Below are 23258 nucleotides of genomic sequence, written 5' to 3'. Positions count from 1 at the left end.
GGCGTTGGCTAGGGTGCGGGAATGATCACGTATCGCGGACCCCACGAAGAGCGCCCGGAGGAGCAGCGGTTCACGGAGCTGCTGCCGGAGACCCGGCGCGCTCTGCTGCACCGTCTCGCCCTCGGCCAGCGGGAGGGCCGTACGCCCTCCATGACGGCGGCCGTGATGCGCGACGGGCGCGTGGTGTGGTCCGGCGGGCGGGGCACGACGGCCGGGAAGGAGGTCGACGCGGACACGCAGTACCGCGTCGGCTCGATCACCAAGACCTTCGTCGCCGTTCTGGTCATGCGGCTGCGCGACGAGGGGCTGCTCGACCTCGACGCCCCGCTGCGCACCTATCTCGACGACGCCCCCGAGGGCGGCGACGCGACCGTCGCACAGCTCCTCTCGCACACCGCCGGCCTGGCGGCGGAGGCGCGCGGGCCCTGGTGGGAGCGCACGGACGGCGACCTGCGCCCGGAGCTCGCCGACCTCTTCGGAGAGCGTTCCCAGCTGCACCGCGCCGGGCGCAGGCACCACTACTCCAACCCCGGTTACGCGCTCCTGGGCGCCGTCGTCGAGCGCCTGCGCGGCGAGCCCTGGGGCGAGGTGCTGCGCCGTGAGGTGCTGCTCCCGCTCGGCATGGAGCGCACCACGCTCGCGCCCGAGGCGCCCTACGCGGAGGGCTGGGCCGTCCACCCCTGGGCGGACGCCCTTCTTCCGGAGCCCGCGGTGGACACCGGCCGGATGGCCCCGGCCGGCCAGCTGTGGTCCACGGCCGGTGACCTCTGCCGTTTCGCGGCGTTCCTGCTCGACGGTGACGACCGGGTGCTCGGCGCGGCCTCCGTCGCCGAGATGCGCGTACCGGAGTCCGGCCCCGAGGACCCGGGCTGGACGTCCGGCTACGGGCTCGGCCTCCAGGTCGCGCGCCGGAACGGCCGGACCCTCGTCGGCCACATCGGGTCGATGCCGGGCTTCGTGGCGACGCTGTGGGTGAGTCCCGGCGAGGGACTGGCCGCCGTCGTCCTGGCCAACCGGACGTCCTGCTTCGAGGTGGCGCCCACCGCCACCGACCTGCTGAACACCGTCGCCGAGCGCGAGCCCCGCTTCCCCGGGCCCTGGCGGCCCCTCGACGAGGTGGATCCCGCGCTGCTCGCCCTGACCGGGCCCTGGTACTGGGGCGCGGCCGCGTTCGCCCTGCGCCTCGGCGCCGGCCGCGCGCTGGAGCTGGCGCCCCTGGCGGGCGGCGGCCGCGCCTCGCGTTTCCGCCCGGAGGAGGACGGCACCTGGACCGGCCTCGACGGCTACTACGCGGGGGAGACCCTGAAGGTCGCGCGCACGGACGAGGGCGCGGTGAGCCACCTGGATCTGGGCACCTTCGTCTTCACCCGGGAGCCGTACGAGCAGGGGGACACGGTGCCGGGCGGGGTGGACGAGGCGGGGTGGCGCTGAGGTGACGTGAGGGGCGGCCGGTTCCGTGGCCGGACGGCGGTCGCCTTCCGCGGGCGCGCGGTGGCCGGCCGCCCCGGGACCGGTACGGCCGCCCCTCGGCCGGGGCCGCCCCGCGGACGTAGGGTCAGGGAGAGACTGGCGGGCGCCGGCGGAACGGCGCGATCCCACCCTGGAAGGCCACCGTGACTGCGAACACCGCACCGGTCCTGCTCGACCTCGCGCCCCTCGGCGCCGCGCACTTCGCGCGCATCGAGGACAAGGTCGCCGCGCTGATGCGCACACGCGAGAGCGTCGTCGCCATGCAGGGCGAGGCCCTGCTGCCGCTGGAAGCGTGCATCCGCTCCGCCGTCCGCCCCGGCAGCACCGCGCTCAACATCATCACCGGCCCTTACGGCGAGACCTTCGGCGGCTGGCTGCGCTCCTGCGGCGCCGAGGTGATCACGGTGACGGCGCCCTTCAGCGGGGCCGTCGGCCCCGAGCAGGTCGCGGAGGCGCTGCGCGCGCACCCGGAGATCGACTTCGTGAGCCTGGTGCACGCCGAGGCGGCCACCGGCAACACCAACCCCGTCGCCGAGATCGGCGCCGTCGTCCGCGCGCACGGCGCGCTGCTGATGCTGGACGCGGTCGCGTCCGTCGGCGCCGAGCCGCTGCTCACCGACGAGTGGGGCGTCGACCTGTGCGTCATCGGCGGACAGAAGGCGATGGCGGGCCCGGCGGGCGTCTCCGTGGTGTCGGTCAGCGCCCGCGCCTGGGAGCGCATCGCGGCCAACGAGCAGGCGCCGCGCCGCTCGTACCTCTCCCTCCTGGACTGGAAGGAGCGCTGGATCGACGGCGGCCGCGCCGTCCTGCCGCACGCCCCCGCGCAGCTGGAGATGCTGGCCCTGGAGCAGGCGGCCGACAGGATCGAGGCGACCGGCCTCGACGGCGTCATCGCACGTCACCGGGGTGCCGCGGCGGCCACGCGCGCGGGCGTACGGGCCCTGGGCACCCTCACCCCCTACGTGGTGCGCGACGAGGACGCCGCCCCCGTGGCGACGACCCTGCGCGCTCCTGACGGAGTGGACGCCCGCGACATCGTGGCGGCCGCCCTCGCGGCCGACGCCACGGTGCCGGTGCAGGCCGCGGGTGGTGCGCTGGCCGAGGAGATGATCCGCGTCAACCACTACGGCCTGGCCGCCGACCTCGACACGGTCCTGGCCTCGCTGAAGGCGCTCGCGGCGGGGCTGCGCGCGCTGGGCGCGCAGGTGGCGGACGACGACGCGTACCTGAAGGCCGCGGGTGCGGCGTGGGAGGCCGTGCTCGTGGGCTGATCCGTCCCGCGGACGCCCCGCTCCGGGCCGCCGTCGGTGCTTCGCGCACCGGCGGCGGCCTTTTTGTTACCTTTTATCTCTTCAGACGTTTTATATGCATATGTCGCCTTCGGCGCCTCGCTCAACTGCCCGGATAGAATCGGAACGCCCGGCCCGTTTCGTTCCCGCGCCCTCGGAGGCCCCGCGCATGCCGCCACGCAGCAGATCGGCACCCCGCCGGCCCGCCTCCGCGCCCGCCGCGACGGCGGCGGGAGCCGCTTCTCCCTCCCCCTCCGTGTCCCTGCGGTCCGACGCGCGACGCAACAGGGCGCTGGTGCTCGAAGCGGCCCGATCCGCCTTCGAGGAAGGGGGGTTGGCAGTTCCGCTCGGCGAGATCGCGCGCCGGGCCGGGGTCGGTCCCGGCACGGTCTATCGCCATTTCCCTTCCAAGGAAGCCCTGTTCAGGGCGACGGTGGTGGACCGGATCCGGCTCTTCACGGACACCGCAAGGGAGTTGGCGGACGCGGCGGACCCCGGCGCGGTCTTCTTCCGCTATCTGGCGGCGGTGGTACGGCTGTCCGCCCGGAACAAGGCGCTCCAGGACGCCCTGGAGGCGAGCGCCGAGGGCCGTTTCCGCCCCTCCGAGGATGTCGAGCAGGGCTTCCACGCCGCCCTGCGTGTGTTGTTGACGAGGGCTCAGGAAAGCGGCGACGTCCGGAAGGACGTGGACACGGAGGACGTGGTGGCGCTGCTCTTCGGCTGCCTGTCCATGGAACGCCACCGGGGTACGGGGGCGCCGGCGGGACGGATGACGGCGCTGATGTGCGACAGCCTGCGGGTGGGGCGGGGCGGAAACGTAACGAAACTGCCGGTCGTGCGGGGTTCTCGTAACGAAACGGGGCGGTGTGCGGTGTGCGGGGAGGCGGTGAGGGTCGCGCGGACGGGGAGGCCGGCGCGGTATTGCGGTGGGGGGTGCCGGCAGAGGGCGCATCGGGAGCGGGTTCGGGGGCGGGGGTAGGGGGCTTTTCCCCTACCCGCCCCTTCCCGGAACTGGGGGCTTCGCCCCCAGGCCCCCTTTCCGCGCTCCGCGCGGTGTCCTCAAACGCCGGACGGGCTGGATGTGCCCCTGTCCGAGGCCGGCTTCCACTTGCCGGGGGCGGCTTTCCTGCCCGGTTCCGGGCAACCACTCAGCCCGACCGTCCCCCACCCACAGGCACCCCACCCGCAGGCACCCGCCCCCGGAGGGCCGAGGTCAGAGCGACCCGCTCACCCCACCGGCGCCAAAGACTCCACCGCCGCCACCAACGGCGCCAGCTCCGCCCGCTTCGCCGCCTCCCCCAGCGCCTCCCGCAGTGCCCTGTCGTTCGTCGGGCGGGCGTCCGCCAGGAGGGCCAGCCCCGCCTCCGTCACATCCGTGTAGATGCCGCGGCGGTCCGTGAGGCACAGGTAGCGGGTCAGCAGGCCGCGGTCCTCCAGGCGGTTGACCAGGCGCGTCGTCGCGCTCTGGCTGAGGACGACCGAGTCGGCGACCTCGTTCATCCGCAGGTGGCCGCCCTCGCCGCTGTGCTGCCGGCTGAGCACGTCCAGCACGGAGAACTCGCGCACGCTCAGGCCGTGCCCGGCCTGGAGGGCGCGCTCGATATGGGCCTCGATCCGGCCGTGCAGCGCCGACAGCGCGCACCAGCCCTGCGCCAGGCCGAGCAGTGCGGGGTCCGGGGTCCGGGACATGAGCGGCTCCTTCGGATGCGGAGTCCTTCGGATATGGGGACGTACGGACAGGATAGCCCTCTTCCGCAATAGCCCGCGCTTGCAAGTAACCCGCGCATGCAACTATTGTCGACGCCCGTAGGGCCCGCCTGCAAGAAACGTGGGTGAAGCGGCACCACCGTCCCCAAGCCCTTCCCGACCCCCCGCTCGAAGGATCCCGTCATGCCCCTCGCACTGCTGGCGCTCGCCATCGGCGCCTTCGGAATCGGAACCACCGAATTCGTGACGTCCGGACTGCTGCCCGAGGTGGCGGACGAGTTCGGCGTCTCCATCCCCACCGCCGGCCTGCTGACCACCGGATACGCCCTCGGCGTCGTCGTCGGCGCGCCGATCCTGGCGATCGTCGGCAGCCGCGTCCCCCGCAAGCGCATGCTGATGGCCCTGATGGGCCTCTTCGTCGCGGGCAACGCGCTCTCCGCTCTGGCCCCCGCCTTCGGTGTGATGCTCGCCGGGCGGATCGTCGCCTCGCTCGCCCACGGCGCGTTCTTCGGCATCGGCTCGATCGTCGCGGCCGGCCTCGTCGCCCCGCAGAAGAAGGCCGGCGCCATCGCGATGATGTTCACGGGCCTCACCGTGGCCAATGTGGTGGGTGTGCCGATGGGCACCCTGGTCGGCCAGAACCTCGGCTGGCGCGTCACCTTCTTCATCATCGCCGGGCTCGGCGTCCTCGCGATCCTCGGCATCGCCGCGCTCGTCCCCGAGCAGCCGCGCCCCGAGCGGAACCGGATCAGCGGTGAGCTGGGCACCCTGCGCAACCCGCAGGTCCTCCTCGCCATGGCGATGACCGTCCTCGGCTTCGGCGGCGTCTTCACCATGAGCACCTACATCACGCCGATGATGACCGAGGTCACGGGCTACGCACCCGGCTCCGTCACCTGGCTGCTCGTCCTCTTCGGCGTCGGCATGGTCGTCGGCAACCTCGTCGGCGGCCGGTACGCGGACCGCGCGCTCATGCCCCTGCTCTACGTCTCGCTGAGCGCCCTCGCCCTGGTGCTCGCGCTGCTGCCGCTCGCCGCGCACAACAAGATCGCGGCCGCCCTGGCCATCCCGCTGATCGGCGCGTTCGGCTTCGCGTCCGTGCCGCCGCTCCAGAAGCGCGTCCTGGACCAGACCGCCGACGCCCCCACGCTCGCCTCCGCCGTCAACATCGGCGCCTTCAACCTCGGCAACGCCATCGCGGCCTGGCTCGGCGGCGTGGTGATCTCGGCCGGGTTCGGCTACACGGCGCCCAACTGGGTCGGCGCGCTGATGGCCGCCGCCGCGCTCCTGCTGGCCGTGCTGTCCGCGTCGCTGGAGCGGCGGGCGCCCCGGGGCGGCCAGGCCGTCGCGGGGTCGGCCGAGGCCGGAACCGTGGCCGGAGCCGCCACCGCGGCCACTGCGACCACGGCGGTACCGGCGGGCCACTGAGACCACCGATACCCGCCGGTCCCGGCCCCGTCAACGGCTGGGACCGGCACCCCCAGGACCGTGTCCTGACCCCCTCCGCGGAACGGACCCCGGTGACCCGAATCCCCGGGAAACCGAAACCGGACCGCCACGGAACCGCACCACCGCACCACCCCTATCCCCCTCACAGGAGCACCCCCCATGTCCTCGACCACCCGCACCCTCGTCTCCCCCTCACCACCGACGACGCGGACTCCCTCGTCTCCGCCGCCCGCCGTGCCGCCGACGAGCAGGGCGTACGGATCGCCGTCAGCGTCCTCGACGCGGGCGGTCACCTCCTGGCCTTCCGCCGCGACGACCGTGCCGTCCTGATCGCGGGGGAGACCAGCACGCGGAAGGCGTTCACCGCGCTCCAGCTGGACGCGCCGACCGCCGACGTCGTCGACGCCGTCCAGCCCGGCGGCCTCTTCCACACCCTGCCGACCGCCCTCGACCGCCCGCTCCTCTTCATCGCCGGCGGCGTCCCCGTGCACCGCGACGGCCGGCTGATCGGCGCGATCGGCATCGGCGGCGGCGCCCCGGAGCAGGACCACGGCCTCGCGAACGCGGCGATCCAGGAGGTCCTGGGCGGCTGAGCCCGGCGGCCCAGGCCCGGAATGCGACGAAGCGTGCCCGGCGCGGACGGAGAGCTCTCCGTCCGCGCCGGGCACGCGCGTACGTACCGGCTACGCGCCCGTACCCGCCCCGGCACGGGAGCCCCGCCCCCGGACCGAGAGCCTCCGCGCCGAGATCTCCCGGTCGGAGACGCCCCGGTCCGAGGCGCTCCGGTCCGCGGCCGCCCGCCGGTCCGAGGCCCTACGAGCCGGGCCGGCGGCCCGCAGCCGGCGTCCCCGGCGCGTCAGCCCCCACGGCTTGAGCACGGAGATCGCCGTCATGAACACGTACAGGCTCAGCGACACGCTCGGCGCGGCGAGCAGACTGTCCGCGACCGCGCCCACCTCACGGCCGGCCGAGACGGCTGCGACCGCGTCGTCGAGCGAGGACCGCAGGGCGAAGGCGGAGGCGGCGGTGGCGCCCGGCGTCAGCCAGAACTTGAGGTACACCCAGCGGTGCCGGGCCAGCCCCCAGGGCGTGCCGAGCGCCAGCACCACCCCGCTGACCAGCGACAACAGACTGATCGGGATGATCAGCCAGTCCCCGAAGACCTTCATGGCGCGGTAGCACGCCGCCGCGGTGTCCGGCGAGGCGGTGACCGCTCCGGTGATCCCGAGGGTCAGCAGCCCGAGCGTGAGCCCGAGCCAGCCGACCGAGGCGGTGACATGGACGACGAGGAGTGCCCTGCGGGCGGGGCGAGCCAGCTGCTGCATGCTCCAAAGGTGCCGCGAGGAGGGCGGCGGGGCGTCCCACGGCGGGAGTATTCCTCCGTACTCACGGCCGAGTACGCCTACCCTCGGGACCTGTGACCAGACTGCATGTGTTCGATATGGACGGAACCCTGATGCACGGGTCCGCGGCGGCGATAGAGATATCCCGGCAGCTCGGGCTCGAACGCGAGATCGGCGAGCTGGAGCGGGCATTCGCGGCCCGTGAGCTGACCCCGGCCCGATTCGCGGCCCTCGCCGTCGAGCTGTGGCGGGAACTCACCGAGGAACAGGTCGCCGCGGCGTTCGAGGGCGCCCCCTGGATGGACGGCATCCGGGACGTGTGGGCCGAGATCCGGGCCCGGGGCGAGCGCTGCGCGGTGATCTCCCTGTCGCCCGGGTTCTTCGTGGAACGCCTGCTGACCTGGGGCGCCGACGCGGCCCACGGCTCGCTCTGGCCGTCGGTGCCGTTCCGGGACCCGGTGGATCCCGCGGGCATCCTCGACGCGGACGCGAAGGTGCGGGTCACCGACGAACTGTGCGCGGAATACGGGCTGACCCGCGCCGACTGCGTCGCCTACGGCGATTCGATGTCGGACGCGCGCCTTTTCTCCGTGGTGCCCGTGTCGGTGGCGGTGAACGCCGATCACCATGTGAGCGATATCGCCGTGCACGCCTATGCCGGCAGGGACCTCCGGGCGGCATACGAATTGGTGGCGGACGCAAGGTAATTGATGTGACGGCCCCTCTCCCGGGACACGTACGAGGCCGAATGGGGCGTCGCCTCCGGTGGCAGGGGGCCGTACTCCCGGATCCGCCCGGTATGGTCAACTCCACCGTGCTGTAAGGGCTTTGCCGACGCCATTGCGGCCTTTGCGTCCGGCACATGCGGAAGCGTCTCAGCCTAGCCTCAACCGGGTGCCCGGCAAGGGTACTTCCCATGAACCGCACAACGGCCACGCGGTTGATGGCATGCTTCGCGGACTGGAACGGCGACCCATGAGCAGCGCGGGGAATTGTCGGCACATTCGGGCGTGCCCGGACGTGCGAGGACGGACCGAGAGATGTTCGAGGCGAGACGATGAAGGACGCTCCGACCACGACGCCGCCCGACGGCGGGGGCAGCGGCGGGGGCGAACGGGACTGGTTCAGCCCACGGGACAGGCCGGGCGACAGGCCAGGTGACCGGCCCTGCGGCAGGGCAGGGGAGAGGGCGCGGGACGAGCCCCCGCCCGGACCCGGTGAACGGCCCCGAACGGCTCCCGGCCCGGCCCCGGCGGCGCCTCCCACGGCGCCCCCGGGCTCCGCCCCTCCCCCCACCGCCCCTCCCCCCACCGGCCCCGCCCCGGCGGCCCGTGCCGGCAAGTGGGTGGCCGTACGGGCGGTCGGCTCGGCCCGGAGCCGCGAGGAGCGGCGCGCGCCCGGCGGTGCGTATGCCGGACCGGAACGCGAGGACAGGACCCGCGACCACCCCGTGGCCCCCGGCCCCTGGGTTCCCCAGCAGCCGCAACAGCTTCAGCAGCCGCAACAGATCCAGCAGCATCAACAACTTCAGCAATATCAACAGCCTCAGCAGTACCAACAGGCCGAAGGCTTCCGGGAGTCGCAGGAGCATCAACAGCCTCAAGGATTCCGTGAGGCCTCGGAGCACCGACGTCCGGACGAGTTACCCACCGACGGCACGGCCCGCCGGCCACGGCGCCCGGCCGTTTCCGCTCCCCCCTCCGCCGCCGCCCCCTCCTCAGCCTCCTCCGGCCCCTCCGCCCCTTCCCCCGACGCCCTCCAGATCCGCCGCACCCTGGCCGAGATCGCCCCCGTCGCCGACAAAGCGACCTCGTACTTCTACGCACTGCTGTTCATACGGCATCCCGATCTGCGCGACCTTTTCCCGGCCGCCATGGACGCCCAGCGGGACCGCCTCTTCAAGGCGCTGCTCACCGCCGCCGAGCACGCGGACGACGCCGCCGCACTCACCGCATACCTCTCCCGGCTCGGCCGTGGCCATCGCAAATACGGGACGCTCCCCACGCATTACCCGGCCGTCGGCGAATGCCTGATCGCGGCACTCACCCGATACGCGGCGGCCTGCTGGGACGAGGCCGCCGAGGCCGCCTGGGTACGCGTCTACACCGCGATCTCCCAAATCATGATCGACGCGGCGGCCGAGGACGAGGCGAAATCCCCCGCCTGGTGGCAGGCGGAGATCGTCTCCCATGAGCGCCGCACACGGGACATCGCCGTCGTGACCGTACGGCCCGACCAGCCCTATCCCTTCCTCGCCGGGCAGTACACCAGCCTGGAGACGCCTTGGTGGCCGCGCACCTGGCGGCACTATTCCTTCTCCACCGCGCCGCGCCCGGACGGACTGCTCTCCTTCCACGTCAAAGCCGTGCCCGCCGGGTGGGTGTCCAACGCGCTGGTCCACCGCGCCCGCCCCGGCGACGTGCTGCGCCTCGGTCCCCCCACCGGTTCCATGACCGTGGATCACAGCACCGACAACGGCCTGCTGTGCCTGGGCGGCGGCACCGGCATCGCGCCCATCAAGGCCCTGGTCGAGGACGTCGCCGAGCACGGCAGCCGGCGGCCCGTGGAGGTCTTCTACGGCGCCCGCCGGGACGACGACCTCTACGACATCGACACGCTGCTGCGGCTCCAGCGCTCGCACCTCTGGCTGTCCGTGCGCCCGGTCGTCTCCGACGGGCCGACCCGCCGGCTGAGCGGGCAACTCCCCCAGATCGTCCGCCAGTACGGACCCTGGACCACCTATGACGCCTATCTCTCCGGCCCGCCCGGGATGATCCGCAGCAGCATCGACGCGCTGACGCACATCGGCATACCGCCCGACCGAATACGCCATGACTCGATCCATGAACTGATGGCGGGCTGAGGAGGCCGGGGCCGGGACCCGGCGGCGTGGTGCGTCAGCCCAGGTCGTCGGCGAGCAGGGCCCGCACGCCCTCGATGTTCGCGTCGAGGTAGGCCCGCAGCGACGGCGGGACGAGCTCGACCGAGGCGATGCCCGCCCTGGTGAAGGGGATGCGCACCACCTCGTACGTCCCGCACGGCTCGTCCACCTCGGGGCCGTGGCGGCGGTCGAGGTCCATGGAGGCGAGGCGGCAGACGAAGAAGTGCTGGATCTTCACGCCGTGGGCGGCGTGGTGCGTGGAGTGCGAGACGGTGTCGACGAAGGCCGGCACGACGTCGACGACCTTGGCCCCGAGCTCCTCGTCGACCTCGCGGTGGAGCGCGGCGACGACGGTGGTGTCCTCGGGCTCCATGCCACCGCCGGGGGTGATCCAGTAAGGGGCCTCACCGGGCTTCGTCCGCTTGATCACGATCATCTCGGGTGCTGCGGACGCGGAGGATCCGGGGGCGGCGCCGGGGGCGCTGTCGAGCAGGATGGCACGTGCGGTGCGCTTGACCACTGGACGTTCGGTCATAGGGGACATCTGCCGCGTAGAGCACCTCGCGAAACCCGCCGGTGGTCCCCTTTCTCTCCTGGTTCCCGCCCGGCTCCCCACCCGGTTCTCACCAGGAGACGGCGGCTCGCAGCAGCCACTCGTGCGCCCGGGCGAGGTGGGGGTGGGCCAGCGTTCCTGTCCTGACGACCAGGAAGTACGTGCGCAGGGGCGGCACCGGTGGGTCGAGGAGGGCGACGACCTCACCGGTGTCCAGGGCGTCCCCGCACAGATAGCGGGGCAGGACGCCCAGCCCGGCGCCCGCGGTCACGCAGGTCAGGACGGCGCGCAGGTCGGGCGCGATCACGTTGCCGGACGCCAGCGGCTTGGTGTCGAAGACGGCCGCCCAGTAGCGGGTGACGAGCGGCAGGCTCTCGTGCACCTCCACCACCGGCAGGTGCTCCAGGGCGCGCACGCCCTTGTCCCGCAGGACCGCCGCCCCGCCGAGCCGCGCCGCCCAGCGCGGGGCCGCGACCAGCACGTGCTCCTCGTCGCAGAGCGGCGTCGCGGTCAGCAGCCGGCCGCGCGGGCGCGAGGTGGTGATCGCCAGATCGTGGTGGCCCACCGCGAGCCCCTCGAACAGCTCCTCCGCCACACCGTGCGCCGCGCGCACCGTCAGTCCCTGGTTGATCAGCGGGGTCAGGGCGGGCAGCGCGCGCAGCGCCGTGAACTCCGGCGGCCCCGCGAGGTGCAGCGTCCGCCCGGCGCTCCGCTCGTCGAACCCCGATTCCGTGATCTCCAGCAGCGCGTCGACATGCGGGGAGATCTTCCGCGCGAGTTCGTCGCCCACCGAGGTCGGGGTGACCCCGCGCGCCTGCCGGACGAACAAGGGCCGCCCCAGCTGTTTCTCCAGCGTCCGGATCTGACCGGTGACGGCTGGCTGGGAGAGGCCGAGGAGGGCGGCGGCCCGGGTGAACGACCCGGCCCGGTGCACCGTGACGAATGTGCGTAAGAGGGCCAGATCCATGCTGTCTCCCCTGGCTCGACGCCGCCCGGTCGTACGCGAACTATAAATAAGTCGATAGGGCTGTGTCGCCGGTGTGATTGGACACTGACGCACAGTCAACTAGCCTTGGTCGCGCGGTTCCCCGCGTCCGGGGCGGGACGGGAACCGCGACGGCTCAAAGCCATGAGGGGGGAGGCTTTGAGCCGTCTCGGCGTGCGATGCCCGTGCGCGGTGCGTCCGTCAACTCCCTTGGTGTCCCGCCTCTTTCGTGGACGTCAACCGGATGTTGACGAGGGTCCTCAATCCTGCTCGTCCGGCAGGATCACGTGCATCGCCCAGGCCACGACCGAGATGATCACGCCGCCCACCAGCGCCGGCCAGAAGCCCCCCACGTGGAACGCCAGGTCCAGCTCGTCCGCGATCCACGACGTCAGCAGCAGCATCAGTGCGTTGATCACCAACGTGATCAGTCCGAGGGTGAGGATGAACAGCGGGAACGACAGCAGCTTCACGATCGGCTTGACGACGAAGTTGACCGCGCCGAAGACGAGGGCGACGACGAAGAGCGTGACGACCTTGCCGACGGTGGTCTCGCCGGACAGCGTGATGCCCTTGAGCAGCCAGACGGCGACCGCCAGGGCCGCCGCGTTCGCGATCGTCTTGACTACGAAATTCTTCATGGTGAGATCGTTGCAGACGAGATCGGCGGACGCGGATCGGCACAGGAGGCGGGGGATGAGGGTGAGCGAGCGATGAAGGCATTCCGGCTGGACGAGCTGGAGGTGGAGCGGGCCGCGAACGAGGGCGCGTACCTCCAGTTCCTCCACGAGCGGAACATGTCCGTCGGGCTGTACGCCCTGGCCGCGGGCGGCATGGATCCGCAGACCCCGCACGCCCAGGACGAGGTCTACATGGTGGTGAGCGGCCGGGCGTCGATCACGGTCGGGACGGAGACCACGGAGGTCGCGCGCGGCAGCGTGGTCTACGTGCCGGCCGGGGTCGCCCACCGCTTCCACCACATCAGCGAGGATCTGAGGGTTCTCGTCGTCTTCTCTCCGCCTGAGAGCTGACCCTTCCCCCGCCTACCCGTAGGGGACCGTTCAGGGACGGGCGGGGGCCGGGAGGCCCCCGTCGGCCCACCTGTCCGCTCTAGCATCGAATGCAGGGACGGAGCATCCGCGCTCCGGGCCCACGAAAGCGGAAAGCAGGGACGAACGACATGGCTGCGAAGGGGTTTCTCGAAGGTCTCCCGTGGTGGGTGAAGTGGATCGCCGTGCCGGTCCTCGTCCTCGCCGTCTTCGGCGGGCTGATCATGAGCGTGCTCGGTTTCGTGATCGCTCTCGTCTTCAAGGCGCTGCTCCTGGTGGCGCTCATCGGCGGCCTGATCTTCGTGGTGAAGAAGTTCACCTCCTCGTCGTCCTCGTCCAAGGGCGACTGGTAACGCCCTCCCGCACGGCCGGGAACGCCCTCCGCGAAGCCGGGATCGCCGCCCCGGGGGCTCCAACCGGTGTGCGGAAGACAGGAGTACGTCACCCCGCCCCACCGCCCGTACACCCTCACCACCGTCATTCCGGCCCACGCCCAGGGCCGGTGTTGACGTCTTATGGCGATTTCTCTGTCTTGAATCCCGTGGAACGACTCCGCCCCGTAGTCGAGTCGCTACGCTCCAGAGTCATAGAGCTCGTAAGCTCACTCTCGATCTCTATTGGTCTCCAAAAAATCACTCCCTGTGATCCATGGATGCGGCCGTACGGCGGTGTATATGGGCATAGAGAGCCAATCCCGGCTACAACGACGAATCGGGGCATTGGGCGATGCGTGAAACGGTTCAGGCAGAAGTGATCATGACCTTCCTCGTCTCCGAGGAGCTGTCCTTCCGGATTCCGGTGGGGCTGGACTACGACAGCAGCGACCCGTACGCGGTGAAGTTCACCTTCCACCTGCCCGGTGACGCGCCGGTGACCTGGGCATTCGCCCGGGAGCTGCTGCTCGACGGGCTCAGCCAGCCGTCCGGCGAAGGAGATGTGCACATCTCCCCGGCCTCCGGCGAACACCTCTCGGACGTCTTCATCCGGCTGCAAGTGGGCTGCGAAGGAGCACTGTTCCGGGCGGGCGCGGCCCCCCTGGTGGCCTTCCTCGACCGGACGGACCGGATCGCGCCCCTCGGCGAGGAGCGCTCGGTCGCGGACTTCGAGTACGACCTCGCGGCCGCCCTCGACAACATCCTCGCGGGCAACACGGAGGGGCAGAACGCCGGTTAGCGGGCCGCCCGTATGCCTCCGCCGTCCCAGCCTTCGCAGTCGTCCTCGACGGGCACACCCGCCCGGCACGCGGGGCCGCGTCGCCCCCGGTCGTGGCCGCGGAGCCCCGGCCGTACGTTCACCGACCCGTACGCCACCGTCCCGTACGTCACCGACACGTACGCCGCCACCGTCCCGTACGAACCCCGGCCGGTCGGGCCGGCCCGGCCGCTTTTCGGCCAGTTGTCGCGCGACCACGTCCCGCCCCGGTTCTCCGCCGGCCCGGCCGCCCGCCCCTTGACGGCCTCCGTCCGTCCGACGGCACCCACCCTTTGACGGCCCCCGTCTCGTCCCGCCCCGCGCCCCACCGGTAGCCCAAGGTCGCCGCCATCATGGCGGCGACCTCCAGCCGTGTCTCCCCCGCGGTCACTTCGCCCGGCGGCGCCTGCCACCCCGCGACCTGGCCTTCGCCGTCCCCGCGTGGTGCCGGTCGGCGCTGACGACGAGCGCCGCCAGCGCGGTCGTCACCGGGACCGAGGCCACCAGACCGATGCTGCCGACGAGCGTCCGGACGATCTCCTCCGCGACGATCTCGCTGGTCGCGACCGTGCCGATCCCGCTGTCCGCGATGGAGAAGAGGAGCAGCAGCGGCAGCGAGGCGCCCGCGTAGGCGAGCACGAGGGTGTTGACCACCGACGCGATGTGGTCCCGGCCGATGCGCATCGCCGCACCGTAGAGCTTGCGCCAACTCGCGCTCGGATCGGCCTCCTTCAGCTCCCAGACCGCCGACGTCTGCGTCACCGTGACGTCGTCCAGCACGCCCAGCGAGCCGATGATGATGCCCGCGAGCAGCAGGCCCTGGATCCCGATCTCCGGATAGAGGCCGTGCACCAGGCCGGTCTGGTCGTCGGTGTCGCCCGTCAGGTGCGCCCAGTCGGTGAACAGCGAGCCGAGCAGGCCGATCAGCACCAGCGAGGTGAGCGTGCCGACGACCGCCACGGACGTACGGGCGTTGAGGCCGTGGCACATGTAGAGCGCGATCAGCATGATCGCGCTGCCGCCGATCACGGCCACCAGCAGGGGGTCCGAGCCCTGGAGGATGGCGGGCAGGATGAACAGCGTCAGCACCCCGAAGCTGATCACGAGGGCGGCCAGCGCGAAGAGTCCGCGCAGCCGGCCGACCACGACCACCGCCAGCGCGAACACGCCGGCGAGCAGGGCCATCGGCAGGGTCCGGTCCACGTCCGAGACCGCGTACTGGAGGTTCTTCGGCGCCTTCGGGGCGTAGGAGAGCACGACCTTCTGGCCGACCTCGTAGCGCCGCGAGGCGTTCGGCTGCACGAGCTCGGTGAACTTACGGCCCTTGTCGGGACCCGAGGTGACCTCGATCTCCGACTTCTCGCAGGGGCCCTGCGGTTTCGGCGGCCCGCCGGGCCCGCCCGGCCCCCCGCCGCCCTGCTGGGGGCCGCCGCCCTGCGGCTGCCCGCCCGCCTTCACACAGTCCTGCTCCTCGATCTTCACCACCCGGCCGGACTCCGTGTGCTGGTCGACGCCGAGGCCGGTGTGCGTGTGCGGGGGAGCGCCGCCCGGCCAGAGCAGGACGAGCCCGGCGAGCACGGCGACGGCGAAGGGGATCAGCACCGCCGCGATGACCTTGCGCAGGTGGCCGGAGACGGGGGAGGGCGGTCCGTGGCTGTGGGCATGGCTGTGCCCGTGGCCGTGTCCGTGGGGGGTGTGGCCATGCGCGTGGTCATGGGACTGGCCGGGTGCGTGGGGCTGAGGGTCCGTGGGGGTCACGCACCGATCATCGCAAGCCCCTCTGGCACTCCGGTCGGGGGAAGCGCTAGCGTTGTGGCACCTTTGCAATCGCGGGAGCTCGGAGCACCGGGCTGAGAGGGCGCTGACCTCCGTAGGGATCTACGGAAGCCGCTGCGTCGACCGCCGAACCTGTTACCGGGTAATGCCGGCGTAGGGAGTTCTGGTCTCATGACCTCGCAGGATGCACGCACGTCCGAAACCGGTCGGCAGATCGGCTGGCACAAGGACTACGTGACCGGCTCGCGGCCGGACCTCAGGGTTCCGGTGCGGCGGGTGCATCTCACCAACGGGCGGGACGTCCAGCTGTACGACACCTCGGGCCCGTACACCGACCCGGCCGTGGAGACGGACGTCCGTCGCGGCCTCCAGCCGCTCCGGGAGAACTGGATCATCGGCCGCGGCGACACCGAGGAGTACGCCGGGCGCCCGATGCGCCCGGAGGACGACGGCCTCAAGCACACCTCTCCGCGCGGGGGTCTGAAGAACCTCGACGCGGTCTTCCCCGGCCGCCCGCGCCTGCCCCGCAAGGGCCGGGGCGGCGCCGCCGTGACCCAGCTCGCGTACGCCCGCCGCGGTGAGATCACCGAGGAGATGGAGTACGTGGCCCTCCGGGAGAACGTCTCTCCCGAGACCGTCCGGGAGGAGATCGCGGCCGGCCGGGCCGTCCTCCCGGCGAATGTGAACCACCCGGAGATCGAGCCGATGATCATCGGCAAGAAGTTCCTGGTCAAGGTGAACGCCAACATCGGCAACTCCGCCGTCACCTCCTCGATCGAGGAGGAGGTCGAGAAGATGACGTGGGCGACCCGCTGGGGCGCCGACACGGTGATGGACCTCTCCACCGGCCGCAACATCCACACCACCCGCGAGTGGGTGCTGCGCAACTCCCCCGTGCCGATCGGCACCGTGCCGCTCTACCAGGCCCTGGAGAAGGTCGACGGCAAGGCCGAGGAGCTCACCTGGGAGATCTACAAGGACACGGTCATCGAGCAGGCCGAGCAGGGCGTCGACTACATGACCGTCCACGCGGGCGTGCTGCTGCGCTACGTCCCGCTGACCGCCCGCCGCAAGACGGGCATCGTCTCGCGCGGCGGTTCGATCATGGCCGCGTGGTGCCTCGCGCACCACAAGGAGTCGTTCCTCTACGAGAACTTCGAGGAGCTCTGCGAGATCCTCGCCTCGTACGACGTCACCTACTCGCTCGGCGACGGCCTGCGCCCCGGCTCGATCGCGGACGCCAACGACGAGGCGCAGTTCGCCGAGCTGAAGACCCTCGGCGAGCTCAACACCATCGCCAAGCGGCACCACGTCCAGACGATGATCGAGGGCCCCGGGCACGTCCCGATGCACAAGATCAAGGAGAACATCGACCTCCAGCAGGAGATCTGCGAGGAGGCGCCGTTCTACACCCTCGGCCCGCTGACCACCGACGTCGCGCCCGCGTACGACCACATCACCTCGGGCATCGGCGCCGCGATGATCGCCTGGTGGGGCACGGCCATGCTCTGCTACGTCACGCCCAAGGAGCACCTGGGCCTGCCGGACCGCGACGACGTCAAGACCGGTGTGATCACCTACAAGATCGCGGCCCACGCGGCGGACCTCGCCAAGGGCCACCCGGGCGCCCAGGACTGGGACGACGCGCTGTCCGACGCCCGCTTCGAGTTCCGCTGGGAGGACCAGTTCAACCTGGCCCTCGACCCGGAGACGGCCCGCGCCTTCCACGACGAGACGCTGCCCGCCGAGCCGGCCAAGACGGCGCACTTCTGCTCGATGTGCGGCCCGAAGTTCTGTTCGATGAAAATCAGCAGAAGCATCACAGAGCAGTTCGCCCCTGACCTGGCCGGTTCGGCCAGCGATCAGGAGGTAGAAGCAGGGATGCTTCAGAAGTCGAAGGAGTTCGCAGCCGCAGGCAACCGGGTCTACCTGCCGCTCGCGGACTGACAGGAGATTGTCCGACCACCGAGCGGCTCTGGCTAATGCCTGGGTCGCTCGGCGGTTCGAGACTGTGTTGCCGAGCGCCTCAAGACAACTGTGATGTCGCCGTGGTCAGTGATCCATGGGGCGGTGGGGCGCCGTGCTCCAGGTACTGCGGATGATCTTGTTCGCGTGCCGTGATCGCTTGCTTTACGCGGCGGGCGAGCCTCGGAATCAGTAGCTGATCGACGGCATCCGCCGGATGGAACTCGGCGGCGAGGATCTCGTCGCCGTCAGGCTTGATCGCGTTCAGGTCCTCCAGACGCAGCTCACCGCCGTTGAAGACGTACAGCATCTTGTCGCCCTCGGCCGCGTTCGGTGCCCAGTCCACGACCAGGAGCGCGCCGATAGCCGGCGTGATCCCTAGCTCTTCCTCCACCTCGCGACGGCACGCGGCCAGAGGGGACTCCCCCTCCTCGATGTATCCGCCGGGGATCTCCCACTTGGGCTTGTATGAGGGGCGGACCAACAGCACGTGTCCCTTGTCGTTGAAGAACAACGCACCCGCTGCCATGCGCGGGCGGGCTGGGCGCCGGTTCTGCTCTGTCTCCGTCATGCGCCGACCCTACTGACCCAGCCTTCGGGCGCCGTACTCGCCTCATCGCCCTGTCGTTGGAACCTGCATCGTGTGAAACTCAGTTCGGCGGCTACGGAGGCAGCGATGCGTGGGATGACCGACCACATGGATTTCGGCAAGCGCGTGAGGTTCTACCGGGAGCGGCGGGGGCTGCACCAGTGGCAGCTGGGTGAGCTGTTGAACCGCTCCGAGGACTGGGTGTACCGCGTCGAGTCCGGCCGCATCCCGGTGAACACCGTCAAGATGCTGGCCGACTTAGCCGACGCCCTCCGCGTCCACCTCGAGGATCTCCAGGGAACTCCCGTGCTCCTTGAGGACCAGGGCGACCACAAGGCCAGCGTCCCGGCGATCCGCGACGCGTTGATGCAGTCGCGCTGGCTCTCCGACTCGCTGTACGACCGCAGGGACCCACCTCACCTTGAGCGCTTGACGGCGGAGGTTGATCGGGCGTGGCGTCTCTATCAGGGGTCGAAGTACGCGCGGCTCGGAGAAGTCCTCCCCGGCCTGCTGGCGGACGGACGGTTGGCGACCCAGGCGTACGCCGGAGGGGACGACAAGCGGCGGGCCTTACGAGATTTCGCGCTGGCCTTGCATGTCGCCGCGGCCTACCTCCGGAAGCTGGGTGAGACGAACCTGGCCTGGATCGCCGTGGATCAGGGCGCCATCGCTGCCAGCGAGACGGAAGACCCCACCGTGATCCTCGCGCTCCGGCGGGGCGCCGCTCACGTCCAGCTCGGTGCCGGCCTTGCGGAGAAGGCGGTGAACGGCACTCTCGACGCTGCCCGCGAGCTGCCCCCGGGCTGGTGGGAATCCTCACCGACAGCCCTCTCCCTCTACGGGACGCTCTTCCTTAACGGCTCGGTCGCTGCGTCCCGCATGGGCGATCGTGCCCAGACCAGGGAGATGCTGGGGCAGGCCAAGCGAGCGGCTGAACGGCTCGGCGTGGGCCATGACGAGATGTGGACCGCCTTCGGCCCTGCAAACGTGGAGATCCACCGCCTGGCCACGGCCCTGGAGTTCGAGGACTTCCAGTGCGCCGTGGACATAGTGCCGGGCATCCAGGGAACCGGCCTGCCGGCCGAACGCAAAGCCCGACTTCGCCTTGATGCCGCCCGGGCCTACGCCGAGACGGGTCAGACAGACAAGGCCGTGGCCGCCCTGAAGCGCGCCTTCACCACCGCGCCTGAGCAGATCCGTGCCCACGAGTTCGCGTGTGACCTCGCCCGGCGACTGCACAAGCGCACCCGCAGTCGCGACGTGGAGGAGCTGGCCATGAAGCTGGGCGCCCTCCAGTAGCGGCCGGAGCCGAAGCGGTTGAACGGACCCGGAATATTTTTCCGGGTCCACACGCGTTTCAGGGCCTACTTTCTCTCCCGTCCAGTTCCCCTGATTCAGGAGGATCAGCCGTGGGACCACGGGTCAGAAAGCCTTCGAGGGCCCTTTCCGCCCTCGCCCCCACTCGTGTACTGAAAGCCCCCATGGTGGAGCGTTGCCGCGCCTTGACGCTCTACGCGGAGGCCCCCGACACGGGCCGTGCCGCGCGCGGAATGGTGCGTTCCGCCCTGGAGGACTGGGACCTCGCCGCGCTGGAGCCGGATGCCTGCCTGGCAGTCTCCGAGCTCGTGGGCAACGCCGTCCACCACGCGGTACCCGATGCGGACCTGGCCGTCCCCGGCGCCCCGCGCCGCGTGGACATCAGGCTCACGAAATGGCCGAAGTGGCTGTTCCTCGGGGTGTCCGACGAAGACTCCACCCCGCCGGGCACCCCCATGGGGGATGTCTTCTCCCCCTTGCTCGCGGGTTCCCTGCCGGAAGCGGTCCTGCCCGACAACGGCCGGGGCCTCATGATCGTCCAGCGACTGACCGACGGCCTGTGGTGGGCGCCGGACGAGGGCGGCGGGAAGACCGTGATCTGCCGCTTCGACCTTTGCGAGATCGCCACCCGCGGCCCCGGCACCCTCGACAAGGCAGGTACGTGATGGGTGCGTCCAAGGGAATGAGGCGCGGGGACAAGGTCCAGGTCCGGGGCGAGGTTCGGGAAGTGAAAGCCGCCCGCCGGAAAGAGGGCCGCACGGAGGACCTCGTGATCGTCTTCAAGTCCGGGCCCACGCTGCGTGTCCGCGCTGAGGACGTGTCGGCGGGCAGGCGCGGCGGGTGGCGGGTGCGGTGAGGGCTGTCCTTGCTGTGCGGCGGCTCGACGCTGCGCTTGGGGCGCTCGACGGGTGGGCGGGGACGCGTCAGGTGCGGTGCGTGCTGTGCCGCGAGACCTCGGCGTCCTTCGATGGCCCGGCGGCCGGCCCCGCCGCCCAGGGGTGGGCTGTGGATCACGTGGCTGCCGCGCATCAGATGCTGCCGACGTGCTTCTTCACGGCCTTTCCGGCGGGTGTCGCCGCGTGGTGACGACGGCGTTGGCCCGGCGTCTGGTGACGGCCTGCTGGGGCGTACGGGAGACCACGGCGGAAGGCCGGCGCCGCCCCCGGACCCACCGGGGCGGCGCCGGCCGGGCCGTGACGGCGGATTACGCGACACCGTCCCCACTCGGCACACTGGCCGCGTGACGATATCCATGAGTAAGGGCGCCAACCTGCCGGTCGCCGCTTCCGCGGTGCACGCCGTGCTCACCTGGACCGAAGCCCCCGGAGCGCCGGACGCCGATGCCTCGGCGCTGCTGCTGACGGCGGCCGGGCGGGTGCGCGACGACGGTGACTTCGTCTTCTACAACCAGCCGGCGCACGCCTCCGGCGCCGTACGCCACCTCGGGAAGCGGCGGGCGGCCGGTTCCGTCAGCGACACCGTCGAGGTCGACCTGGGCGGCCTGGAGCCCGGGGTCGAGCGGGTGGCGCTGTGCGCGTCCGCCGACGGCGGGACGTTCGGCGGGCTGGCCGGGCTGACGCTTCTGCTGCTCGACGCCGGGACGCGGACCGAGCTCGCCCGCTTCGAGATGACGGCGACGGCCGAGACGGCGTTCGTCAGCGGCGAGCTGTACCGGCGGGCCGGACAGTGGAAGTTCCGCGCGGTCGGCCAGGGGTACGCCGCCGGGCTCGCCGGACTGGCCACCGACTTCGGCATCTCGGTCGACGACGAGCCGCCGGCCGCCCCGGCGATGCCGGCCGCACCGCCGGCACCTCCCGCGGCCGTGGCGCCCGTACCCCCCGCTCCCTCCCCGGCGCCCGCCTCCGCCCCCGCCTCCGCCCCGCGGCTCACCAAGGGCGAGGAGCGGCTCCCCGTCGACATGCGCAAGCGCCTGTCGCTCCGTAAGGAGCAGGTGGCCGTCAGCCTCAGCAAGCGCGGGGCCGCGGGCGCCCGGGCGCGCGTGATCCTCGTCCTCGACGCCTCCGGGTCGATGGCCCTGCTGTACTCCAAGGGGGTCGTGGCCGATGTGGTGGAGCGCATGGCGGCCGTCGCCGCCCAGCTCGACGACGACGGGGAGATGCAGGCCTGGGCGTTCGCCTCGCACCCGGCCCGGCTGCCCGACCTGCGGCTGGGCGAGCTGCCCGACTGGCTGCGGCTCCATGTGCGCGTCGGCGAACTGAGCTTCTTCGGCCGCCCCAAGAAGCCCAGGAAGGGGCTCCAGGAGGGCCAGGTGGACATGCGGATGGTCGGCATCCAGAACGAGGAGCAGAAGGTGATCGCCGAGGTCCGTACGTACGTCCGGGAGAACCCGGCGGCGGACCCCACGCTCGTCCTGTTCTTCTCCGACGGGGGCGTCCACCGCAACGCCGAGATCGAGCGCGAGCTGCGGGCGGCGGTCGAGGAGCCGGTCTTCTGGCAGTTCGTGGGGCTGGGGCGGGCCGACTACGGGGTGCTGGAACGCTTCGACACCATGCCGGGGCGCCGTGTCGACAACGTGGGGTTCTTCGCCGTCGACGACATCAGCTCCGTGTCGGACGCGGAGCTGTACGACCGGCTGCTCTCGGAGTTCCCGGACTGGATGGTGGCGGCCCGGCGGGAGGGCATCATCTGACGGCCCGCCCTCCCGCCCGGTACGGACGAGAGGCCCCGCGTCCGCAGGGGCCTCTCGTCCGTACCGTCCCGGTCACTCAGGACGGTCCCGCGCCGCGCCGTAGTCCGGACTGGTGAAGTCGGGACTGGTGTAGCTGGGGCGGGTGCTGGGGGTGGACTCGCTCTCGGGGCTGGAGAAACCGGGGCGGGAGTAGCCCAGCTGCGGGGTGCGGCTGTGGCTCTCGGGTCGTCTCGGGACGAACGAGGAGGGCGGGGCAGGCGGGGCGTCGGCCAGCGCCTCCCGGAGAAAGGGCAGTATGCCGCGGTGGAGCAGGGCCTGACGCCATGCCTCATGGGCCCGCTCGGTCTCCTCGGTCAGCCCGACCCCTCGCGCATCACTGCCCTCGCCGACGCCGTTGCGCAGCGCGGTGACGACCATGCCGACCATGGCGACGAACGCCCCGGCCGCGGTGAGGCCGGCGAACCACCAGCCGATGGTCACCATCGGGTCGGCGACGGCCGGCTCCGTGTCGAGCGTGCGCAGCACATAGCCGATCACGAGGAAGAGCAGGGCCGCGATCCCGGCGAGCACCGGGGCGAGCACGGCGAGGACCGCACCCGCACCCGCGCCCGCGGAACCTATGGCCTCACGGTCGGCGGTGGCCGAATCCGGACCCTCATCGAGGGCGCCTTCGTCGCCGTGCGCGCCCCCGGCGCTCACCGGTTGGGGGCGGGCGTTGGCGGAGAGCGCGCGCAGGGCGCCGCGCGCCTTTACGTAGGTCTGGTATTCGACGGCCGCGCATGCCGAGATGGCGGTCACGGCACTCCTCGCCATGGCACGCAGCTGTTCTGCATTGAGCCGCTGTCCTATCGCGGCGGCCAGTTCCGGGTCATGGTCGGCGGTACGCAACGCCTGGTCGAGTACCCGCTCGAATTCCGGGCGGTCCTCGTCCAGCAGGTGCGGAGCGCTGTTCATGTGCATCCCCCGATGCTCCGTAGGGCCTTGTTGCCGGCTTGCACCGGGCAGTGGGCGGAAACGGAGGAGAGCCTGCTACGGATAAGCCCG

At 71.5% G+C, this 23258-nt stretch carries 23 protein-coding genes and 1 riboswitch; of the genes, 14 read left to right on the top strand and 9 right to left on the bottom strand.

What is annotated here, in order from left to right; all coding sequences use genetic code 11:
* Positions 1–21: 21 nt before the first annotated feature.
* From SMD11_RS16700 to SMD11_RS16690, 3 genes are all read left to right on the top strand, one after another.
* Positions 22–1431: a serine hydrolase domain-containing protein gene (locus tag SMD11_RS16700; protein ID WP_087927220.1), complete on the top strand. Its 1410-nt coding sequence runs from the start codon at positions 22–24 to the stop codon at positions 1429–1431.
* 182 nt (positions 1432–1613) lie between these two features.
* A complete protein-coding gene (locus SMD11_RS16695) occupies positions 1614–2741 on the top strand; it encodes a pyridoxal-phosphate-dependent aminotransferase family protein (protein ID WP_087927219.1) in 1128 nt (375 codons plus the stop codon).
* A 313-nt stretch (positions 2742–3054) separates the two neighbouring features.
* Positions 3055–3738, top strand: a complete 684-nt coding sequence (locus SMD11_RS16690) for a TetR/AcrR family transcriptional regulator (RefSeq protein ID WP_234366069.1) — start codon at positions 3055–3057, stop codon at positions 3736–3738.
* Positions 3739–3986: 248 nt separating this feature from the next.
* On the opposite strand, the gene SMD11_RS16685 is transcribed toward SMD11_RS16690, so the two are convergent.
* Positions 3987–4448 (bottom strand): MarR family winged helix-turn-helix transcriptional regulator, encoded by a 462-nt coding sequence (locus tag SMD11_RS16685; RefSeq protein ID WP_087927217.1) that lies wholly within the window; start codon positions 4446–4448, stop codon positions 3987–3989.
* A 201-nt stretch (positions 4449–4649) separates the two neighbouring features.
* Between SMD11_RS16685 and SMD11_RS16680 the strand changes: the two genes are divergently transcribed.
* Positions 4650–5894, top strand: coding sequence for an MFS transporter (locus tag SMD11_RS16680; protein ID WP_087927216.1), 1245 nt, complete (start codon positions 4650–4652; stop codon positions 5892–5894).
* Positions 5895–5986: 92 nt separating this feature from the next.
* Positions 5987–6508 carry a GlcG/HbpS family heme-binding protein gene (locus tag SMD11_RS16675; protein WP_234366068.1) on the top strand — a complete coding sequence of 174 codons (522 nt, stop codon included), beginning with the start codon at positions 5987–5989 and terminating at the stop codon, positions 6506–6508.
* Positions 6509–6598: 90 nt separating this feature from the next.
* On the opposite strand, the gene SMD11_RS16670 is transcribed toward SMD11_RS16675, so the two are convergent.
* On the bottom strand, positions 6599–7240 hold the full coding sequence (locus SMD11_RS16670; protein ID WP_234366067.1) for a DUF2269 domain-containing protein: 642 nt from the start codon (positions 7238–7240) through the stop codon (positions 6599–6601).
* A gap of 92 nt (positions 7241–7332) precedes the next feature.
* On the opposite strand from SMD11_RS16670, the gene SMD11_RS16665 reads away from it, so the two are divergent.
* Positions 7333–7965, top strand: coding sequence for an HAD family hydrolase (locus tag SMD11_RS16665; protein WP_087927215.1), 633 nt, complete (start codon positions 7333–7335; stop codon positions 7963–7965).
* A gap of 638 nt (positions 7966–8603) precedes the next feature.
* Positions 8604–10121 (top strand): globin domain-containing protein, encoded by a 1518-nt coding sequence (locus SMD11_RS36425; RefSeq protein WP_267896831.1) that lies wholly within the window; start codon positions 8604–8606, stop codon positions 10119–10121.
* Between the two features lie 34 nt (positions 10122–10155).
* On the opposite strand, the gene SMD11_RS16655 is transcribed toward SMD11_RS36425, so the two are convergent.
* The 3 genes from SMD11_RS16655 to SMD11_RS16645 all read right to left on the bottom strand — a co-directional run bounded on the left by SMD11_RS16655 (position 10156) and on the right by SMD11_RS16645 (position 12318).
* Positions 10156–10674 (bottom strand): NUDIX domain-containing protein, encoded by a 519-nt coding sequence (locus tag SMD11_RS16655; RefSeq protein ID WP_087927213.1) that lies wholly within the window; start codon positions 10672–10674, stop codon positions 10156–10158.
* 88 nt (positions 10675–10762) lie between these two features.
* Positions 10763–11659, bottom strand: a complete 897-nt coding sequence (locus SMD11_RS16650) for a LysR family transcriptional regulator (protein ID WP_087927212.1) — start codon at positions 11657–11659, stop codon at positions 10763–10765.
* 278 nt (positions 11660–11937) lie between these two features.
* Positions 11938–12318, bottom strand: coding sequence for a phage holin family protein (locus tag SMD11_RS16645; RefSeq protein WP_087927211.1), 381 nt, complete (start codon positions 12316–12318; stop codon positions 11938–11940).
* 72 nt (positions 12319–12390) lie between these two features.
* On the opposite strand from SMD11_RS16645, the gene SMD11_RS16640 reads away from it, so the two are divergent.
* The 3 genes from SMD11_RS16640 (at position 12391) to SMD11_RS16630 (ending at position 13899) form a co-directional block, all read left to right on the top strand.
* A complete protein-coding gene (locus SMD11_RS16640) occupies positions 12391–12708 on the top strand; it encodes a cupin domain-containing protein (protein ID WP_087927210.1) in 318 nt (105 codons plus the stop codon).
* Positions 12709–12857: 149 nt separating this feature from the next.
* Positions 12858–13079 (top strand): DUF5326 family protein, encoded by a 222-nt coding sequence (locus SMD11_RS16635; RefSeq protein ID WP_087927209.1) that lies wholly within the window; start codon positions 12858–12860, stop codon positions 13077–13079.
* Between the two features lie 373 nt (positions 13080–13452).
* The gene (locus SMD11_RS16630) at positions 13453–13899 is read left to right on the top strand and encodes an SsgA family sporulation/cell division regulator (RefSeq protein WP_087927208.1); all 447 of its coding nucleotides are present in this window, start codon (positions 13453–13455) and stop codon (positions 13897–13899) included.
* Here SMD11_RS16630 and SMD11_RS16625 read toward each other — a convergent pair.
* Complete coding sequence (locus SMD11_RS16625) at positions 13896–14207, bottom strand: hypothetical protein (RefSeq protein WP_087927207.1); 312 nt, start codon at positions 14205–14207, stop codon at positions 13896–13898. The genes SMD11_RS16630 and SMD11_RS16625 overlap by 4 nt on opposite strands.
* 97 nt (positions 14208–14304) lie before the next feature.
* On the bottom strand, positions 14305–15675 hold the full coding sequence (locus SMD11_RS16620; RefSeq protein WP_087927206.1) for a YibE/F family protein: 1371 nt from the start codon (positions 15673–15675) through the stop codon (positions 14305–14307).
* A 61-nt stretch (positions 15676–15736) separates the two neighbouring features.
* Positions 15737–15871: riboswitch (TPP riboswitch) on the top strand.
* Here SMD11_RS16620 and thiC point away from each other — a divergent pair.
* Positions 15865–17640 carry a phosphomethylpyrimidine synthase ThiC gene (thiC, locus tag SMD11_RS16615; RefSeq protein ID WP_087927205.1) on the top strand — a complete coding sequence of 592 codons (1776 nt, stop codon included), beginning with the start codon at positions 15865–15867 and terminating at the stop codon, positions 17638–17640. Its footprint overlaps the riboswitch before it by 7 nt.
* A gap of 79 nt (positions 17641–17719) precedes the next feature.
* On the opposite strand, the gene SMD11_RS16610 is transcribed toward thiC, so the two are convergent.
* On the bottom strand, positions 17720–18229 hold the full coding sequence (locus SMD11_RS16610) for an NUDIX domain-containing protein (protein WP_087927204.1): 510 nt from the start codon (positions 18227–18229) through the stop codon (positions 17720–17722).
* Between the two features lie 114 nt (positions 18230–18343).
* Between SMD11_RS16610 and SMD11_RS16605 the strand changes: the two genes are divergently transcribed.
* The 3 genes from SMD11_RS16605 to SMD11_RS16585 all read left to right on the top strand — a co-directional run bounded on the left by SMD11_RS16605 (position 18344) and on the right by SMD11_RS16585 (position 22214).
* Positions 18344–19546: a helix-turn-helix domain-containing protein gene (locus SMD11_RS16605; RefSeq protein WP_199843897.1), complete on the top strand. Its 1203-nt coding sequence runs from the start codon at positions 18344–18346 to the stop codon at positions 19544–19546.
* Between the two features lie 182 nt (positions 19547–19728).
* Positions 19729–20229: an ATP-binding protein gene (locus tag SMD11_RS16600; RefSeq protein ID WP_087927202.1), complete on the top strand. Its 501-nt coding sequence runs from the start codon at positions 19729–19731 to the stop codon at positions 20227–20229.
* Positions 20230–20816: 587 nt separating this feature from the next.
* Positions 20817–22214, top strand: a complete 1398-nt coding sequence (locus SMD11_RS16585; RefSeq protein WP_087927199.1) for a VWA domain-containing protein — start codon at positions 20817–20819, stop codon at positions 22212–22214.
* 72 nt (positions 22215–22286) lie between these two features.
* Here the strand turns inward: SMD11_RS16585 and SMD11_RS16580 are convergent, their stop codons facing one another.
* Positions 22287–23174, bottom strand: coding sequence for a hypothetical protein (locus SMD11_RS16580; RefSeq protein WP_087927198.1), 888 nt, complete (start codon positions 23172–23174; stop codon positions 22287–22289).
* Between the last annotated feature and the right edge of the window lie 84 nt (positions 23175–23258).

This window comes from Streptomyces albireticuli, assembly GCF_002192455.1.
GTDB lineage: Bacteria > Actinomycetota > Actinomycetes > Streptomycetales > Streptomycetaceae > Streptomyces > Streptomyces albireticuli_B.
Note: the sequence above shows the minus strand (reverse complement) of the source record. Positions and strands in the feature narration are given on the sequence as shown.

Coding starts and splice junctions, on each gene's coding strand:
- SMD11_RS16580 (WP_087927198.1), bottom strand. CDS start 23,174: ATGCACATGAACAGCGCTCCGCACCTGCTGGACGAGGACCGCCCGGAA.
- SMD11_RS16680 (WP_087927216.1), top strand. CDS start 4,650: ATGCCCCTCGCACTGCTGGCGCTCGCCATCGGCGCCTTCGGAATCGGA.
- SMD11_RS16635 (WP_087927209.1), top strand. CDS start 12,858: ATGGCTGCGAAGGGGTTTCTCGAAGGTCTCCCGTGGTGGGTGAAGTGG.
- SMD11_RS16605 (WP_199843897.1), top strand. CDS start 18,344: ATGACCGACCACATGGATTTCGGCAAGCGCGTGAGGTTCTACCGGGAG.
- SMD11_RS16640 (WP_087927210.1), top strand. CDS start 12,391: ATGAAGGCATTCCGGCTGGACGAGCTGGAGGTGGAGCGGGCCGCGAAC.
- SMD11_RS16685 (WP_087927217.1), bottom strand. CDS start 4,448: ATGTCCCGGACCCCGGACCCCGCACTGCTCGGCCTGGCGCAGGGCTGG.
- SMD11_RS16655 (WP_087927213.1), bottom strand. CDS start 10,674: ATGACCGAACGTCCAGTGGTCAAGCGCACCGCACGTGCCATCCTGCTC.
- SMD11_RS16610 (WP_087927204.1), bottom strand. CDS start 18,229: ATGACGGAGACAGAGCAGAACCGGCGCCCAGCCCGCCCGCGCATGGCA.
- SMD11_RS16585 (WP_087927199.1), top strand. CDS start 20,817: ATGAGTAAGGGCGCCAACCTGCCGGTCGCCGCTTCCGCGGTGCACGCC.
- SMD11_RS16670 (WP_234366067.1), bottom strand. CDS start 7,240: ATGCAGCAGCTGGCTCGCCCCGCCCGCAGGGCACTCCTCGTCGTCCAT.
- SMD11_RS16700 (WP_087927220.1), top strand. CDS start 22: ATGATCACGTATCGCGGACCCCACGAAGAGCGCCCGGAGGAGCAGCGG.
- SMD11_RS16645 (WP_087927211.1), bottom strand. CDS start 12,318: ATGAAGAATTTCGTAGTCAAGACGATCGCGAACGCGGCGGCCCTGGCG.
- SMD11_RS16650 (WP_087927212.1), bottom strand. CDS start 11,659: ATGGATCTGGCCCTCTTACGCACATTCGTCACGGTGCACCGGGCCGGG.
- SMD11_RS16630 (WP_087927208.1), top strand. CDS start 13,453: ATGCGTGAAACGGTTCAGGCAGAAGTGATCATGACCTTCCTCGTCTCC.
- thiC (WP_087927205.1), top strand. CDS start 15,865: ATGACCTCGCAGGATGCACGCACGTCCGAAACCGGTCGGCAGATCGGC.
- SMD11_RS16600 (WP_087927202.1), top strand. CDS start 19,729: ATGGTGGAGCGTTGCCGCGCCTTGACGCTCTACGCGGAGGCCCCCGAC.